Raw genomic sequence first — 16169 nt, forward strand, 5'->3', positions numbered from 1 at the left:
GTCGACAACTGCATTTCCATGCCGTAAAGATACAACTTTTAAACGAATTATTCGCATTTCACTTACTTTTGACTATAATACTCCTTCAGGTAAGGTTGGATATTGGAAGGATAACCAGTCTTATACATTGTCCGAAAAAACTGTGGATATTATCGAAGAAGTACTGACTACCGTGCATGATTGTTATGCAGATGCATACAAAGCCCTGGAGCAATGCTATATCCGTTCTCAGCAGAATAAGCGATATTATCATTTTCTGATGGCGAGTCGTTTTCTACGCTGCAACTGCGGTGAATCGGATACGCTCAAATGGGATTTAGACCGGCATGGCAACGTGAACATAGAACAGGTTCATTGTCCACTGAGAGGTAGCGGAGATTGCCGGTACGAGGGCATTATTTGTTTGCCACAGCGCAGTTCTGTCATCAAAGGCAGACAGTTAGAGGTAGCTGAGCTATTGGCTGAAGGATACAGCAATCAGGAGATTGCCGATTTGCTATATATTTCCATCAATACCGTACACAACTTGATACAGCAAATTAAGTTCAAACTCAGATTAGATAATACTCGGGAAATTGCTTCCTGGTATAACAAAACGTATGGTTGTGTGTGAAACTGGATATGATAAAATTACCCGATTAAATATATGAGAAAGCATAGATATAGAGTTTGGAGGGTTATTGTACGATTGGACAATACGCACCTCATTATACGTTGTCGAATAGATACCGATAGTCTTGACGAAGTTCGTGATTTTTATTGAGAGCTTTTCATCAATAAAGTTCTAATTTCTTTGTGTTACACAGATTTTGATAGTTATGGACAATTTAAGTGACAAAAACCGTAATCCGGAAATACAAGCTAAAATAGCTGGCATTGGATATCTCTCACCTCATGGTGAAGCATTAATGGAAATTGCCAAAGCAGAACTTGCCTTTATCTATGAAAACCTGAAGTCTTATTCTCAGAATGAGCAGATTTTTATTTTGGACTATATGTCTAGTGAAATGAATTGGAGAACAACAGAAATCGAAGATGGATTATGAACAAACTACATAAAATGCATGAATGGGAAAACTTTAATCCCGGTTATACCTTCGAACACGTTTTTTATACGGATAAATCTCAGGAGATCCGCAAAATTATCGGTGCGGTACCGGAACTGAAACGGGTACTTGTAAATGGGGTAAAACAGAATGTTACATGGCACAGAAGAGTGCGATGGGATGGTTTCGGCCGTTGTTATGCCATAAACAGCAACTCTCGGTTGCGCCAGTATGACATCCCATTATCCAAGTAGTACTCAGTTTTTATTTACACGACAAATCATCGATATTCGACGTATCTAAACACTCAAAGACATGATATCGAATAGTGATATTGAAAAAATTCTCGACCGTGCGGACATTGTAGACGTGATATCCGGTTTTGTGGAGCTCAAGCGTGCGGGTGCCAGGTATAAGGCTTGTTGTCCGTTTCATACAGAAGATACTCCTTCTTTCATGGTGGAACCTGGACGGGGTACATGGTATTGCTTTGGTGCCTGCAAAGAAGGTGGTAACGTCATCAAGTTCGTACAGAAGTACAATCACATGAATTTTCGTGAAGCTTGTTTCTGGCTGGCCGATAAATACGGAATACATATCGACGATGAACAGGAGAAGCCTTCAGCCGACGAAATACGTCGTCAGAAGAAACGCGAATCCATGCAGATCATCAATCAGTTTGCAGCCGAAGTATTCCTTCAGAACCTGTCCCGTCCGGAAGCAGACGCAGCACGTGCCAAGATCCGACAGCGCTGGGGTGATTCATTTCCGGTAGAAATGGGTATCGGATATGCTCTGGCAGACTGGTCCCAGTTATCAGAGATGGCAGCATCCAAGGGATTGTCATTGGAATTGATGGAAGAAATGGGACTGATCCGTAAGAAGAAAAACGGGGGATACTATGATTTCTACCGTGACCGTATTATGATCCCAATCCGTGATCGCTTCCGGAATATTATCGGATGGACGGCCCGCGACATGAGCGAAGTGGATGGTACACCGAAATATCTGAATTCCTGTGAAAGTGATTTGTATCACAAAGGAAGCAGTATTTTCGGTATAGATAATGCCATCCGTCAGGCAGCCAAAGAAGAGAAATTCTATTGTGTAGAGGGTGCACCCGATGTCATGCGCCTGCAATCCATTGGAGTCAACAATACCATCGCCTCGCTGGGTTCTGCCTGGACTAAAGGGCAGTTTGAACAATTGAAGAGATACGCTACAACGCTGTGTTTTCTTCCGGACGCTGACCCAAAACCAGTAGATGCTCCATACGGTACCGGCATTGCAGCTGTGATAAAAAGCGGTGTGCTGGCTATGGAGTGTGGTTTCTCCGTTTCAGTGCGTGAAATACCACTGGGTGAAGGCAACCTGAAGAATGATCCGGATTCGTATTGTACGAACATCAGCCGTTTCAACCAGTTGGAAGAACAAGACTTCATTACCTGGTATGCCGGATATGCGTTCAACAAAGATGGTACGACTGAAGATAAAAGCGCGGCAGTCAGCCAGATTGCCAAACTTGTTGCAATGGTCGGCGACGAGGTCAAAGAGGCTATGTACCTGGCTAAACTGAGAGATACATACAATAACAAGAATCTTTGGTCGATGGCCATCAACCGGGAGAAAAAGAAGATCAATGAATCCAAAGCCGGTAAATCGCAAGTCATCAATCGGGATCTGCTGGCAAAATACGGTTTCTTTGAATCCAACAACTGCTATTATTCCACTAACGACGGCAAGGAGTTCCAGTGGTCTAACTTCATCATGCTACCGATGTTCCATATCAAAGACTCCTTGATGCCTAAACGTTTGTATCGTATCAAGAACCAGAACCGTCAGGAGGAAATTGTGGAAATGAAGCAGGAAGACCTGGTATCCCTCTCCAAGTTCAAGCAGAAGGTTGAGGGATTGGGCAATTATATCTGGCTGGCCAGTGAAAAAGAAATGACACGCCTGAAGATGTATCTTTATGAACAGACTGAAACGGCTACTGAAATCACCCAGTTGGGATGGCAGCGTAAAGGATTCTATGCGTTTGGCAACGGAGTTTTTGATACGGAATGGCATCCGGCTGATGAATATGGTATTGTGCGGTTGGGTGAGAAAGGCAACTTCTATCTTCCTGCAAGTAGTCTGATCTATCGTGATGACGACAAGTTGTTCCAGTTCGAACGTAGGTTCGTTCACCTTAATTATTCTTCCATAAGTCTGAAGGAATACTTTTCCAAACTGGTCGGGGTATTCGGTGACAATGCCAAGGTAGGAATCTGTTTTCTGCTGGCTACTTTGTTTCGTGACATTATCACTGGATATACCAAGAGCTTTCCCATATTAAACTTGTTTGGTCCCAAAGGTTCCGGTAAGTCTGAACTCGGACACAGTCTGATGGCATTGTTCATTATCGAGAACATTCCTCCCAATATCCAGAATGCTACCATACCGGCGTTGGCCGACCTGGTGGCACAGTGTGCCAATGCCCTGGTACATATTGACGAGTTCAAGAATAATATTGATATCGATAAACGCGAATACCTCAAAGGGCTTTGGGACGGTGCCGGTCGGTCACGCATGAACATGGATCGTGACAAAAAGCGTGAGATAACTGCCGTAGACTCCGGAGTAATTCTTTCCGGTCAGGAGATGGCAACCGCCGACATCGCTCTGTTCAGCCGTCTGATATTTCTTACCTTTGCCAAATCGGAGTTCACAGAGGAAGAGAAACGCCGATACAACGAACTGGTAGAGATTCGTAAACGGGGACTCACTCACTTGACGCTCCAGATACTTCGCCACCGGGCGCGGATGGAACAGCAGTTCATCAGCAACTATCATACCTGTCTGTCCGACGTATTAGAAGCTCTCGGAGCCGAAAAGGTGGAAGATCGAATCCTTCGTAACTGGATCATACCGCTGGCCGCATTTCGTACGCTCGAGGGGGTGCTGGATATTCCGTTTTCTTATCCGGATATCCGGCAGGTGACAGTAGATGGTATTCTGCTGCAGAATGCTGAATGCAAGAGCAATAATGAACTGGCCAATTTCTGGAATGTAGTATCCTATCTGCAACAGGATGGTGAAATCTTCATCGAAGGAGATTACCGCATCGAATACCTGAATCGTTTCAAAAGCAGTCTGATTAAGATTGAACAACAATACCAGGAACCAAAAGCTATCCTGATGATGCGTAAAAACCGTATCTTCATGTTGTATAAAAAGTTCGGCAAGCAGGTAGGAGATTCCATACTTCCTGAAGGTTCGCTTATATACTACCTGGAGAACTCCAAGGAGTACATGGGGAAGAAGAACTCTGTTCGCTTCAAGAACATTCAGCGAGGTGTAGAAGTTCAGAAGATGGAAACAACACCTACCGGAGGTATTTCCTACAAGAAAACCTCTACTCCCGATGTGGCCCTTTGTTTCGACTATCGCATGATTCGCGAAACATATAACATTAATCTTGAGGTGGAGGTAGAAGGGCAAGAAAGTGATGCATTGATGGATGATAATGAATGAGATATTACAATTTTAATTGATTGTCTGAGAGTGTAAAGGCAGCCGCTGTGAAGTGGTTGCCTTTTTTATTTTCATACCCATTCTTTGGGATGCTCAGGCTATTTCCACGGGGAGAAAACGGCTTCTACACCTTCTACACTTTCTACAATGTTGAAAAAGAGGTACTTATATATTCTACATACCTTCTACAATCTTTCTACATTTTTCTACAAATTGAAGAAAAACATAAAACCTTCTACAAAATGTTTCATTTTCTACAAGATTTCTACACTTGTAGAAAATATAAAATCTCATAAATTATTGATAATCAATATTTATCCGATTTTGTAGAAAGTGTAGAAGGTGTAGAAGGCAAAATATGTGTCATAGCTGGAGAAATTCTTTTGGATTCTAATATCAAAAGCCTTATTTTTGATATATATAATTGAAATCAAATATAAATATTACTTACTTTCTTATGAGCAACATTGTTTTCTATCTCCGTCTGGAGCCTTACCTTCGGCAATGGCTTGTCCATTCTTTAGGCGATCCAGTTGTTTTTCCGGCACAAAGTAACGAGAATGCTGTGATTCGACGCTTCCTTCGCAAACGCCCGGAAGACATTCGTCCGGAGCTGGCAGCCGATGGACTTACTGCCATTTGCATACCCGACAGCAAAGCTAAACCTCCACAGTATTACAATTACCTTGGCAAAAAAGCAAAAGCTGCCGTAAAAGAAACAATTGAGGACTTGTTTCGTGCCAATCTTTGGAACGAAATAAGCGATCTGACTCGCCGGAACTGCGGACTTAACAAGACCATTGCTGCCTGGTGCGAAATGCATGGTATCGATGACGATTATTCCGAAACCGTTCGTCAGAAATATTACCGTATGAGAGATTCCTACAACAAAAAAGGTATCTTTTTAGGTTCTTTAACCCGAAATCGCACGGACGAGTGAGACGATTTTAAACAGCACCGTACAACACCGAACACGCATAACCTAACAATGATAATTATGGTACATTTAATTCAGAACATTAGAAAAGTTGAATGTATTGAAGCCTATCACTTGCAACATTCAGACATTATAGCCGACCGTGGAGTATGGTTGAATGTCTATCAACAATTCAACCCAATTTCAACCATCGGGCTGAGTTCAGTAGAGATTTCCGACAAAATCGAGAACAAACAGCGAGTTTTCACTACCAAACTCACCATGTTTCGGACAGAGAAGCTGTTACCTGGTTCCAAGAAGTTCTGCTTTAAGGTGACAACCATCACCGGCTCCCAGTTCCTGATCGGATGCGCAGACAAGCCTTATCCGATCATTCAAAATGAAGAGTCATTTCCTTCCGCAGCCAGCGGAAAGTCTGGCGTGACAGTTACTGTTACCCTGACTTCTACCATTCCGATGCTTTCCATATTAGATTAAGGTCTTTTTATGCTGTATATATAAGGTGTTAATATTGCATAGATTAATTTTCGATAATATGGAATATAACCTTAGTATTGATTCACACATCGGCCCATGGGGATATTCAAAGAACTATATCCGTAGTCAGATGTCAGGCTTCAAGAACAAGCCTGTCAATGTACGCATATCATCCCTAGGCGGTTCGGTGGATGATGCGCTCGACATCCGGCAGCAGTTCCTTGATCACGGTAATGTGACGTGCTATCTTTTCGGTTATGTGGCGAGTGCAGCTACCATTCTGGCTACTGGAGCCAAGAAAACCTGTATGTCCAAATATGCGTTTTATCTTATCCACAAAGTATCGAACAGGGTAGATGCCTGGGGTAATTACAATGCCGACCAGATTCAACAGCTCATTGATGATCTGAAGGCTAACAAGCTGGAGAATGATAAGATGGATTTGGTATTGGCCAATCTCTACGCCAACAAGTGCAAGAAAAAGGTAGATGACATTCTTCCTATTTTAAAAGAGGGCCGCTGGCTTACTGCACAAGAAGCACTTGAATACGGATTCATTGATGAAATCGTAGAAGAAGGTTCGAAACTGAACTTCGACGACTCGATGAAGACAAAGTTTAACATGTTCCACCTGCCGGCATTGCCCGCCATAGATAGGACACAAAGTCAGGAAGCTGATACAGCTCCCAGCTGGTTCAATAATTTCGTCAATAAGTTCTTAAAAGGACATCAGCCGGAAGCTGCACAGACACAAAATAAATCACTTAATCAGTCAAAACAAATGAAAAAGGATTATCAGAAAGTCAATTCCATCTTGAAAATAGAGGGTGTGGAAGTTGACAAAGATGGTAAGGTGATGCTTACCGAAGATCAGGTCAAGGCCCTCAATGACCACATCGCCCATCTGGAGCAGGAATCTTCTGATAAAGACAATCAGATTTCCGATCTGAAGAAGCAGAATGAAAACCTGCAAAAAAATGATGGTGAGGAAACCACACACATCAATGGTGATGAAGGTGAGGATGACGACATTGCAAAACTAAACACTGCTAAAGAATTGTTTAACGACGTAAAAGATTTGTTATAAGATGGCAGACACAACTGGATACGTAAAAATTACGGATGAGCAGCTGGCCAAGTCGGCTGTTCGTTATCGAAAAGAATTACTGATGATGCCGGTACTGGCATTGGGTACAACTTTACAGCACATGACACAAAGACCGGGTGTTCGCGGTAAAGAAGTGGTAGGCGAATTATCTGGCGATATTGAGCTGGGACCTTATGACGAAGGACGTGAAGATACTGATGGAGTATCTATCAATCCGCGTACATTAGAAACCTTTCTCGGTAGTGTAGTAAAGAAGTTTTCTCCTAACTCTGTATGGCAGACCATTTACGGTAATCTGATTACAAAAGGAGAGGCTTTGAAAAATTTAGATATTGCCCGCCAGGTGCTGGCTTTCCTGACTGCGAAAATGGGTGGTAACTTGAATGCTTCTATTTGGAACGCGAAACGTAACGACAGTGGAACCAAGACCAAAGAACTTTTCAATGGTTTTGACACCATTACCAAAACTGAAAAAGACGCAGCTAAAATCTCTACTGATTTGGGTAATATGTTCACCATCGAAGCAATCAGTAAAGATAACGCCGTAGATGTCTTGAAAGCATTTTACCGTGCAGCTGATCCGGTTTTGCGTGAAACGCAAACTAAATTGTTTATTCCTCAGGGAGTGTACGATAATTATGTAGACGATTACCAGGCGACTGTGGGGCATGTACCTTATAACACCAGTTTTGAAAAAACGGTACTCGAAGGTTCCAATGGCCGTTGCGAATTGGTTCCGCTGGCGAATAAGGCAGGTTCACCGTTCATCCACCTGACTACCAAGAGCAATATGCTCGTAGGTTTTGGCAATGGTGCCGATGCGGAGAACATTACCGTTGAGAAGCATCATGCATTCAAACTGGATTACATCGCTACAATGTACTTCGGTACAGAATTTGAATCAATTTCTAAAGAGCGTCTGCTGGTTGGTACCGTCGACGGTTCAACTCCGGTTGTCGCTGGAATAGGAGGTTAAGTTATGGCAGTAGATTGTACAAGCAAAGGGATGTACGAGTCCCTTTCCTGGTGTCCAGGTCAGACATCGACACCGGGTATTAGACGTAAAGTATACTTTATCCCGAAAAGTTGGATCGAAAAATGGCCGGCACTTCCGGCGATTGACGGGGCAGAGAGTATGGCTGCTTTGGCAACCTACGAAGGTGACTTTGTTTTGGCTGCCGACAAGAAATGGCAGTACATTGAATTGCTGACACCGAAGTCGTCCATCAGTGCAGAGTCACAGGGTGAAGTTCCATCTAAGACCTTCCTGAATAAAGCCACGTTGGTCCATGCTGGTACTGACGAAGAAGCGTCAGGCTTTTGTCGTCAGGCTAATGTCGATGAGCTGATATTTCTGTGCCAGCAGAAGAATGCTAAGTTCCGTGTAATCGGCTCTGAAGCTTTTGATCCTTCAGTTACCATTTCTCAAACTTCGGGAGAAGGAGATACCGGTACCGCAGGCACCACTCTCGAGGCACAATGTACAGATATTTGCCCGTCACCGTTCTATACGGGTAAAATCGAAACGGAAGATGGCGAAATTTCCGGAGAAGATGGTAGTACCATCCTTCCGGGAGGCTAATTAAAAGGAGAATACAGTTATGTATATAGATGAACAGTTAACTACAGACATGCAAGGCTGGCTCAATACGGAGCCGGCTAAGCGTGACCTGATGAAAGGTGCGGAAATGGTACTCAAACTGACCCGAAACCGCATTCTGTTTCAGAATATTTCCCGCAATCCGCAGAAGTTTGCGAGCAAGATTGAGTATGAGCTGAAGAAATATCTGGCGATCCGTCTGGACCGCAAGACGATTCAAGATGTAGTCAAGATGGATAAAGAGCTGGTTCCGGCAGTAGCGGAAACGCTGGCCACCTTTCAGCCTGAAATCAGTTCCGATGACGACACACCGCAAGAAGCTACCATCGCAAAGGGTAAACGCGCGGATCACGATTCATTGCCCGAAGAGATCCGTCAGCTTTGGGAAGACAATAAGGATATCTACTTCCGCCTGAAGCAGACTTTTGAAACATTGAAAACCATGAAGGGTGCTCTTCCATGCGACAGGTACGAATACCTGAAGCAATTGGAAGAGCTGGATGCCAGATATCGGGATAACATGGACAAGTACGACCATTTCAATCCGGACACTCAGGGTGCCGGCGGTACAGAAGGTGAATCACCTGAAGACCCCGCTGAAATGGCCAAAAAAGTCAGTGCAGCCCGCGGCTATCTGTCAGATAACAAGAAGAAACTGGCAGAGCTGAAGGAATCCGGAGACCAGAAGAAGTACGAGAAGCTGCTGGCCAAAGTACAGCAGAGATACGACTTCCTTATCTCCACCGGAAACAACGTAGGAGAAGACCAGGTGAATGCCTTACGTGAATTAGGGTTGAAAGCATGAAACATGTAAACCGATTGCTGAAGCCGTTATCCGATGTGCCGTTACAGGCGTACCTGGATAACCGGCTTCAGCTTTTTGATGTCCTCGAGTTCATCCTGTCACAGACCGGACCGGCTAAAGTCTACGTGTCCACCTTCTCTACTTCCGAGGAGTTCTTGCGCAGATTGTTCTCCCTCCGAAAACGGCAGCTGATTCTTCACTCTGTCCTGATGGCCGACCTGAAGGCAGCCAAGAAGACTGTAAATCTGTACACCTTTATGTCTTCCGTATTCGATGATGTGTACCTCACGGAGAATCATTCCAAGGTACTGCTTATCGAAAACGACCGCTGGATGGTCACAGTCGTTACCAGCCAGAACCAGACGCGAGGAAACCGGACCGAATGTGCGATGATCACGACGCAGCCTGACATCTTCCTCACCTTACGAGACCAGTTTTCAGAGATTATTAATACCCGTAGCATACACCTCAATGGAATTCACTTCAGCACAGATTGACAGAATCAAGGAACTTGCCACGATGCTCACTCCAGTATCGGATATTGCAGTCTTGATGGACGTAGACGAACGCTGTCTGCGAGAAATCATTTCCGACAAGTCGCATCCGGTCAGCATAGCCTACCGCAAAGGGAAAGCCGAACGGGCATTGCAGATCCGGCAAAACGAGCTGGAACTGGCAGAAGCCGGAAGCCCGCTGGCAGTGCAGCTTATGGGTTCTTACATCCGTGACATGGATTCAGACGAAGATTTATAACTATGCCATTACCCGCCACAATTGATATTGCCAAAGAAAACCTCTTCGCCTCGGTCGAGGAGATGCGAGAGCGTAACATTCCCGAAGTCATCCAGCAGCGTCTGCTCCGGCTTCGGGACATGTATAATTACTGGCTCCAGTACCCGCGCATACGGGAACAGGAAATAGTGCTCGAGCTTCAGAAGCGATACCAGATACAGAAGTCAGCTGCCTACGAAGACATCCGCATCATCAAATACCTGCTGGGTGATTTGAACAAAGCCACCAAGGACTACCATCGTTATCGCTTCATCCAGCGCAACGAAGAGAGTTACGAGATGGCCAAGCGCATGAAGGACGCCCGGGCGATGGCCGCCTGTGACAACTACTACGCCAAATACATGCAGCTCGACAAGGAGGATGCCAAGGATTTAGGCTACGACAAGATTGTGGTGCAACCCTTCCAGCCGGACAGCGACCCGACGATTATCGGAATCAAACCGATACCGAACATCCGGCAACGCATTGCGGATAAGATAAAGCAGTACATGAATGAGGATGTCCAGGACATCCAGTTTGAGGATGCCGACTTCAACGAAGACGACATTTTCAACCCTAAAAAATCACAGGAGACATCCGAACCATGAGAGAATACTTCCATGACACCCAGCAGCAGGTTCTGTTCACCCCGGCAAAAGACATAGTGCTTTGTGCCGGACGTGGTTGGGGTAAAGGTCCTATTCATGCCGCCATCAACCTGCGCAACATGCAGCGCATGCCAGGAAGCATCACAGGATTTGTGGCGGCCAACTGTAAGCGTGCCCTCACCAACACCATCCCGTCCATGCTGATCCACTGGCAACGCTGGGGGTTCAAGCGCGACGTACATTGGACCATCGGCAAGAAACCGCCGAAGTCCTGGGGATGGGGTGAACCCATCTTCCAGCCCGACAACTGGGAGAATGTCATTTCCTTCTACAACGGCTCGATAGGTTACATCATCAGCCAGGACCGTTCCGGAACTTCCAACTCCTTTTCACTGGATTACCTGGACATCGATGAAGCAAAGTACATCGACTTCGAGCAGCTGAAGGACGAAACTCTTCCGGCAAACCGTGGTAACAAGCAGTATTTCGGCCATCACTACTTCCACCATGGCATGCTGATTACCTCCGATATGCCAGTCACAAAGAAAGGTTCCTGGTTCCTGGATTACGAAAAGAAGTGCGACCCGGAACTGATTGAAGTCATCCAGGCGACAGTACATGAGATTTGGCGGACGAAGAAACGCATCCGCGACCTTCAGGCTAAATCTGAACCGGTTCCTTTGTACTTGAAGGATTATCTGCGTACCCTGAACCGTGACGTGTGCCGCATGGGCTCTGTGGCAGTTCTGTACCGCGAGTTCTCCACGATTGAGAACATGCAGCTGCTGGGTGAAGCATTCATTAATCAGATGAAGCGTGACCTTCCCCCACTTACCTTTCAGACGGCCATCCTCTGCCGACGTATCGGTATCAGTCGAGACGGCTTCTACTCCAGCATGACGGAAGGGCACAAATACAATGCGACTGACTTCAGCTACCTGGACAGCCTGGAATATCAGTTCGACAAAATCAAGGAGCCTTCCTGCCTGATGGATGCTGACCTCGATAGGGATAAGCCCATCTGCATCGCCTTTGACTTTAATGCCAACATCAACTGGCTGGTAGCCGGCCAGCCGGACCGGAACCGGCTGAAGGTAATTAAGTCGTTCTGGGTAAAATACGAACGTAAGCTCGAGGCCCTAGTGGATGACTTCTGCAAGTATTACCGACACCAGCGACACAAGGAAGTGATATTCTATTACGACAGTACGGCCTTAGGCTCAAACTATGCGGTCAATGACGAAGACTTTCATTACGTCATCGAGCGTGCTTTCCAGGACAGAGGTTGGAAGGTGCGTTCTGTCTATATAGGTCCCCCGATGAAGCACATCGAGAAGTGGCTACTCCTCAACCGTATGTTTGCCGGAAAGGCTAAACTCATCCCCTTCTTCAACGAACAGAACAACGAAGACCTGCTTATCTCCGTGCAGACTGCAGGCGTGTACAACGGCGGCAAAGACAAGCGGGGTGAAAAGCTGGCAGAGACAGAAGAAGACCAGCTTCAGGCGAGAACGGACGGTTCGGATGCGTTCGATACGCTGTGTATCGGCTGCGAACGTTTCCCCCAGATGACATTCGACATGTTTGTAACATCCTCTATGTAGTTTTCAATAAGCTAATTAGTTTTATTCTTAGGGTAAGCCCTGATGACCGTGCAGATGGTTGTCGGGGCTGTTTTTTTGTGCGCGAGTTGGCGTGTACCGTGCGCGTAGAAAGGTGTGCCGTTACATATTCCGATTTTCGAAGGTTAACATCTGTTAACTGTGGCGTAGGGCGGTGGGGGGTCGGATTCCCGACGTCCGCATAAAATGCGGTGTTTGGCGGGCGTATTCGTTTGATTGTGTGCCGTTTTCGTTTCGGATGGCCGGAAAATCCAAGCAAACACCCCTGTTTTGACCTGTTTTTTCAGGCTAATCTACTAGCTCACAATCTGCTGGCGCCCGGAAAATTCAGAGAATTTCCCGGGTAACAAGGTAGAAAGACACTCGGTAGTCTTTCTGGGCTGGAGATAGCGTTCACGCAGCGGCCCACCCGCCCCATTGCTTTCCCTACTGGCGGTATAGCTAAAGCTATGTATTGTTTGACTGCTCTTCTGTTCTTCTCTTCGGAATTTACATCGGTGTCACCTCTCACTGCCGGTTACGCCTTTTCATCACTGCAAAGGTAAATGTTGCCTGCCGTATGCCAAGTTCAGGCGCTGTTCACTGTAAAAATCTCCACCCTTCCAGGGTAGTATTCAAGGCAGGGCTTTACGGTGAAAACTTGTCTTTCACGGCTGGCAACACCTTTTGACGCAGTGTAAAAGGCGAAACAAACCGACAGCGAAAGGCGACGGAATAAAAAAAACCTCAGAGAAGGAAGAGCAGAAAAAAGGCTCACTACCTCGGCTCGAGGTTCAAGAATAAAACTCTAAAAACCACTGATATGAAAACCTTTACCGAATCCATGCTAAACCAGTGCAGAAAGTACATGTTCAACTTCTTTGACTACCTGCCCACAAAATATCAAGCCAGCGCAAGAGACTGGCAGGTGAGAAAATACGTTTGGGCGTTCAAAGACGGTAAATGTGCCGTTTCAGCAGCCCAGCTTGTCGCAAAGAAAATCCGTGAGCAGTTTGGCACGTCAGTGAGTGACATGGTGTTTGCCTGTATCCCAGCCAGCAGCCAGCGGAAAAATGAAATCCGATACAGGGAGTTTTCGGAAGAAGTGGCCAGACTATCGGGAACGGTAAACGGATACAGCCATATCACGGTAGAGGGTGAACGACTGGCAATCCACGAGAGCAAATCAGGGAAGCACGTAAACGACGTGCAGGTAATCAACTTCGACAAGGAGTTTTTCAAAGATAAAAAAGTGCTTGTCTTCGATGATGTGATAACCCTTGGTTACTCCTACGCTCGTTTTGCCTGCCACCTTGAAAGTTTTGGCGCATCCGTTATCGGTGGAATGTTTTTAGCGAAAACCTTATTTGTCTAACAATTTAATAAACAACATTATGAAAGATTTATTCGAAATTTGCGGAGAATGCCGCCACTTGAGCGACGCAGAAGTAGTTTATCAGCTTACCAACAACAAGGAAACAAGCAATCAGGTGAACGCCATGTTAGCGAACGGTAGTAATGTGTCGATAGAAGACATTTGCAACCTGCTGACACCGGCACGCCGAGATATGGCACTGGCAGTCATTGAACTATACAAGAGAATCAAGGAACGGAAGAACAACTACAAGCGTATAACTTCCAGCGCAGATGTTTACGAAGTGATGCTTCCCTACATGGCAGACCTGAAAGTAGAGGAATGTTGGGTTATCTTCCTGAATCAGGCAGCCCGAATCATCCGCAAACAGCGTATCTCAGTTGGAGGGCTGGCGTCTACTCAGGTAGATGTAAGAGTGATTTTGCGTGAGGCCCTTTCTTGCAGTGCCACATCCATGATACTCTGCCACAATCACCCGTCAGGTAATTTTCAACCAAGTAAGGACGACGACCGTCTGACACATGCCTTACTGGAAGCCGGACGAATTATGAATATCAGGCTTCTTGACCACGTGATAGTAACGGATGAAAGTTATTACAGCTACGGAGACGAAGGTAGACTGTAGGGGCTGCAAATGGCCGTAGCAGCGTTTAGGGAGGTGGGTAGCGTCGCGGCCGCCCGCCGCCCGATTTTGCCTGCTGACACAAGCAAAATCGGGCGGCGGGAAATAAGGTATTTTGTTTTTTACGCAAAATATTTGCGATTTTCTTTGATTTAATTATTGGTTTATTTTAAATCTATATGTATATTTGCATCGTATTAACTTATAAGTTAAGTTATGAATCAAAAATATTGTCTAGAATTATTTGACGAAAATGATAATTTAAATCTCTATACAATACGATTAAAAGATGAGAAACTAACTGAATTCGAGAAATTTCTTGAGAAATTCCCTGATGATTGTGAGTATAAAGAAGATATTGACATTATTATTAGATGGATTGAAAAAATAACAGAAAAAGGAGCTCTATCTCGATATTTTAAACCTGAAGGGAAATATGGAGATGGAGTTGGTGCTATTCCTATTGAAACTAATAATATTCGATTGTATTGTTTGAGATTAAGCGATAAAATTTTAATATTAGGTAATGGAGGTATTAAAGATGCAGATACTTGGCAAGAAAGCCCGACGCTAAGACCATTTGTCGAATTATTAATAGATACAAGTCGTTTTATAAATACCCGACGACAAAAAGGTAATATTCAACTTAATGATAAGACCATCGTGGGTAATTTAAATTTTGTAAGATAATGATGAAAAAGAATAGTTTGTTTGAGGCCCGTAAAAGAACTGTATCAAACGAAGCAAAAGAATTTGTTGATTTATCTTTTAAAATTGTAGATAGAATTTATGATATTCTACAAGAAAAAGGTATGTCTCAAAAAGATTTAGCAGAAAAATTAGGTAAAAGTGAAGCGGAAATTAGTAAATGGATGCGTGGAACTCATAATTTCACAATTTCTACTATAATAAAATTAGAATGTGCTTTGGGAGAGCCAATATTATCCGTTTGTAATAATGTGGCACAACAAAAAGAAGAGCAGACAGTTTGTCAATTATTTCCAATCATCTTATCTGGTTTTTCAACTCCTACATCTGCTCATAAAACGAACAAATATGTGGATAGTTGTTTCATGTTAAACTTAAATAGCTAATTATTATGTCAGATACACGAAAAATTCAATTGATACATGTTGCGGAATTAGACTATAGTTTAAAAGAAAATCTTATTCCAGAAACAAAAGAAAAATGTGAAACTGATATAAATCCTGGATTTGGTTTTAAAATTAAGATAAACGAAGATAATTCAACATTATCGATTGAAGCGACTGCTTTTTATGCAAATAAAGCAGGCGTAGAAGTTGCTGATTCTAAATTTATATATGTATTGTATTTTGAAAATATGGATACAATTATAAAAAAGGATAAAGATGAGTCTTTTTTGTATATTCCTGATGAAATTATGGATGTTGTAATTCAGGAGGCTTTTATAACAGGTCGCATGTTCCTAAGTTCACATGTCAAAAATACAGCACTAAAAGATTTATATTTACCTTTTAATGGTGCTTCTAGTTTAATAAAACAGGTTAAGTTTCAAAATAAAAAGAGGAAAAAAGAGATAAAAGATGAAGATTGATTCAAAACTGATTTGTTAAAACATATGCTATATATAGGCGGAAACTTCCCAAAAGTTTCCGCTTATTTTTTGCCCTCCTCTCAACATTTTATTACATTTGGACTATTATTTTTATAACAAATTTAAT

19 protein-coding genes are annotated in these 16169 nt (G+C 44.1%); all 19 read left to right on the top strand.

Annotation, left to right across the window (positions count from 1 at the left end; all coding sequences use genetic code 11):
• Positions 1-613 (top strand): response regulator transcription factor (locus tag H9625_RS12955; RefSeq protein ID WP_225226427.1); only part of this gene is annotated, 613 nt, incomplete at its 5' end.
• A gap of 205 nt (positions 614-818) precedes the next feature.
• Complete coding sequence (locus tag H9625_RS12960; RefSeq protein ID WP_140406985.1) at positions 819-1046, top strand: hypothetical protein; 228 nt, start codon at positions 819-821, stop codon at positions 1044-1046.
• Positions 1043-1300, top strand: a complete 258-nt coding sequence (locus tag H9625_RS12965) for a hypothetical protein (protein ID WP_087251464.1) — start codon at positions 1043-1045, stop codon at positions 1298-1300. Before H9625_RS12960 ends, H9625_RS12965 begins: the two co-directional genes overlap by 4 nt.
• Before the next feature lie 61 nt (positions 1301-1361).
• Entirely contained in the window at positions 1362-4562 is a 3201-nt protein-coding gene (gene dnaG / locus H9625_RS12970; protein ID WP_191764699.1) for a DNA primase, read from the top strand.
• A gap of 457 nt (positions 4563-5019) precedes the next feature.
• Positions 5020-5502, top strand: coding sequence for a hypothetical protein (locus H9625_RS12975; RefSeq protein ID WP_191764701.1), 483 nt, complete (start codon positions 5020-5022; stop codon positions 5500-5502).
• Between the two features lie 111 nt (positions 5503-5613).
• On the top strand, positions 5614-5976 hold the full coding sequence (locus H9625_RS12980; protein WP_191764703.1) for a hypothetical protein: 363 nt from the start codon (positions 5614-5616) through the stop codon (positions 5974-5976).
• A gap of 58 nt (positions 5977-6034) precedes the next feature.
• Positions 6035-7063, top strand: coding sequence for a Clp protease ClpP (locus H9625_RS12985; RefSeq protein WP_191764705.1), 1029 nt, complete (start codon positions 6035-6037; stop codon positions 7061-7063).
• Position 7064: 1 nt separating this feature from the next.
• A complete protein-coding gene (locus tag H9625_RS12990) occupies positions 7065-8060 on the top strand; it encodes a hypothetical protein (RefSeq protein ID WP_191764708.1) in 996 nt (331 codons plus the stop codon).
• Positions 8061-8063: 3 nt separating this feature from the next.
• Positions 8064-8666, top strand: a complete 603-nt coding sequence (locus H9625_RS12995; RefSeq protein ID WP_191764710.1) for a hypothetical protein — start codon at positions 8064-8066, stop codon at positions 8664-8666.
• Between the two features lie 19 nt (positions 8667-8685).
• Positions 8686-9489, top strand: a complete 804-nt coding sequence (locus tag H9625_RS13000) for a hypothetical protein (protein ID WP_191764712.1) — start codon at positions 8686-8688, stop codon at positions 9487-9489.
• Positions 9486-9986, top strand: a complete 501-nt coding sequence (locus H9625_RS13005) for a C4-dicarboxylate ABC transporter (RefSeq protein WP_191764714.1) — start codon at positions 9486-9488, stop codon at positions 9984-9986. Before H9625_RS13000 ends, H9625_RS13005 begins: the two co-directional genes overlap by 4 nt.
• Positions 9961-10242 carry a hypothetical protein gene (locus H9625_RS13010; protein WP_191764716.1) on the top strand — a complete coding sequence of 94 codons (282 nt, stop codon included), beginning with the start codon at positions 9961-9963 and terminating at the stop codon, positions 10240-10242. The genes H9625_RS13005 and H9625_RS13010 overlap by 26 nt, the downstream gene beginning before the upstream one ends.
• A 2-nt stretch (positions 10243-10244) precedes the next feature.
• Positions 10245-10868: a hypothetical protein gene (locus tag H9625_RS13015; RefSeq protein WP_191764717.1), complete on the top strand. Its 624-nt coding sequence runs from the start codon at positions 10245-10247 to the stop codon at positions 10866-10868.
• Positions 10865-12472, top strand: coding sequence for a hypothetical protein (locus tag H9625_RS13020; protein ID WP_191764719.1), 1608 nt, complete (start codon positions 10865-10867; stop codon positions 12470-12472). The genes H9625_RS13015 and H9625_RS13020 overlap by 4 nt, the downstream gene beginning before the upstream one ends.
• A gap of 820 nt (positions 12473-13292) precedes the next feature.
• Complete coding sequence (locus tag H9625_RS13025) at positions 13293-13844, top strand: phosphoribosyltransferase (protein WP_225226428.1); 552 nt, start codon at positions 13293-13295, stop codon at positions 13842-13844.
• A 19-nt stretch (positions 13845-13863) separates the two neighbouring features.
• Positions 13864-14469, top strand: a complete 606-nt coding sequence (locus tag H9625_RS13030) for a JAB domain-containing protein (protein WP_191764721.1) — start codon at positions 13864-13866, stop codon at positions 14467-14469.
• A 213-nt stretch (positions 14470-14682) separates the two neighbouring features.
• Positions 14683-15156: a hypothetical protein gene (locus H9625_RS13035; RefSeq protein ID WP_191764723.1), complete on the top strand. Its 474-nt coding sequence runs from the start codon at positions 14683-14685 to the stop codon at positions 15154-15156.
• A complete protein-coding gene (locus tag H9625_RS13040; RefSeq protein WP_225226429.1) occupies positions 15156-15560 on the top strand; it encodes a helix-turn-helix domain-containing protein in 405 nt (134 codons plus the stop codon). The genes H9625_RS13035 and H9625_RS13040 overlap by 1 nt, the downstream gene beginning before the upstream one ends.
• 5 nt (positions 15561-15565) lie before the next feature.
• Complete coding sequence (locus H9625_RS13045) at positions 15566-16042, top strand: hypothetical protein (protein WP_191764725.1); 477 nt, start codon at positions 15566-15568, stop codon at positions 16040-16042.
• Positions 16043-16169 lie beyond the last annotated feature (127 nt).

Source organism: Phocaeicola intestinalis (genome assembly GCF_014837065.1).
In the GTDB taxonomy this organism is placed as follows: Bacteria; Bacteroidota; Bacteroidia; order Bacteroidales; family Bacteroidaceae; genus Phocaeicola; species Phocaeicola intestinalis.

Bases quoted from the DNA above. Each gene is read 5' to 3' on its own strand.
- H9625_RS12995 (WP_191764710.1), top strand. From the start codon at position 8,064: ATGGCAGTAGATTGTACAAGCAAAGGGATGTACGAGTCCCTTTCCTGG.
- H9625_RS12990 (WP_191764708.1), top strand. From the start codon at position 7,065: ATGGCAGACACAACTGGATACGTAAAAATTACGGATGAGCAGCTGGCC.
- H9625_RS13035 (WP_191764723.1), top strand. From the start codon at position 14,683: ATGAATCAAAAATATTGTCTAGAATTATTTGACGAAAATGATAATTTA.
- H9625_RS13040 (WP_225226429.1), top strand. From the start codon at position 15,156: ATGATGAAAAAGAATAGTTTGTTTGAGGCCCGTAAAAGAACTGTATCA.
- H9625_RS13000 (WP_191764712.1), top strand. From the start codon at position 8,686: ATGTATATAGATGAACAGTTAACTACAGACATGCAAGGCTGGCTCAAT.
- H9625_RS13005 (WP_191764714.1), top strand. From the start codon at position 9,486: ATGAAACATGTAAACCGATTGCTGAAGCCGTTATCCGATGTGCCGTTA.
- H9625_RS12960 (WP_140406985.1), top strand. From the start codon at position 819: ATGGACAATTTAAGTGACAAAAACCGTAATCCGGAAATACAAGCTAAA.
- H9625_RS12975 (WP_191764701.1), top strand. From the start codon at position 5,020: ATGAGCAACATTGTTTTCTATCTCCGTCTGGAGCCTTACCTTCGGCAA.
- H9625_RS13045 (WP_191764725.1), top strand. From the start codon at position 15,566: ATGTCAGATACACGAAAAATTCAATTGATACATGTTGCGGAATTAGAC.
- H9625_RS12985 (WP_191764705.1), top strand. From the start codon at position 6,035: ATGGAATATAACCTTAGTATTGATTCACACATCGGCCCATGGGGATAT.
- H9625_RS13020 (WP_191764719.1), top strand. From the start codon at position 10,865: ATGAGAGAATACTTCCATGACACCCAGCAGCAGGTTCTGTTCACCCCG.
- H9625_RS13025 (WP_225226428.1), top strand. From the start codon at position 13,293: ATGAAAACCTTTACCGAATCCATGCTAAACCAGTGCAGAAAGTACATG.
- dnaG (WP_191764699.1), top strand. From the start codon at position 1,362: ATGATATCGAATAGTGATATTGAAAAAATTCTCGACCGTGCGGACATT.
- H9625_RS13015 (WP_191764717.1), top strand. From the start codon at position 10,245: ATGCCATTACCCGCCACAATTGATATTGCCAAAGAAAACCTCTTCGCC.
- H9625_RS12965 (WP_087251464.1), top strand. From the start codon at position 1,043: ATGAACAAACTACATAAAATGCATGAATGGGAAAACTTTAATCCCGGT.
- H9625_RS13030 (WP_191764721.1), top strand. From the start codon at position 13,864: ATGAAAGATTTATTCGAAATTTGCGGAGAATGCCGCCACTTGAGCGAC.
- H9625_RS13010 (WP_191764716.1), top strand. From the start codon at position 9,961: ATGGAATTCACTTCAGCACAGATTGACAGAATCAAGGAACTTGCCACG.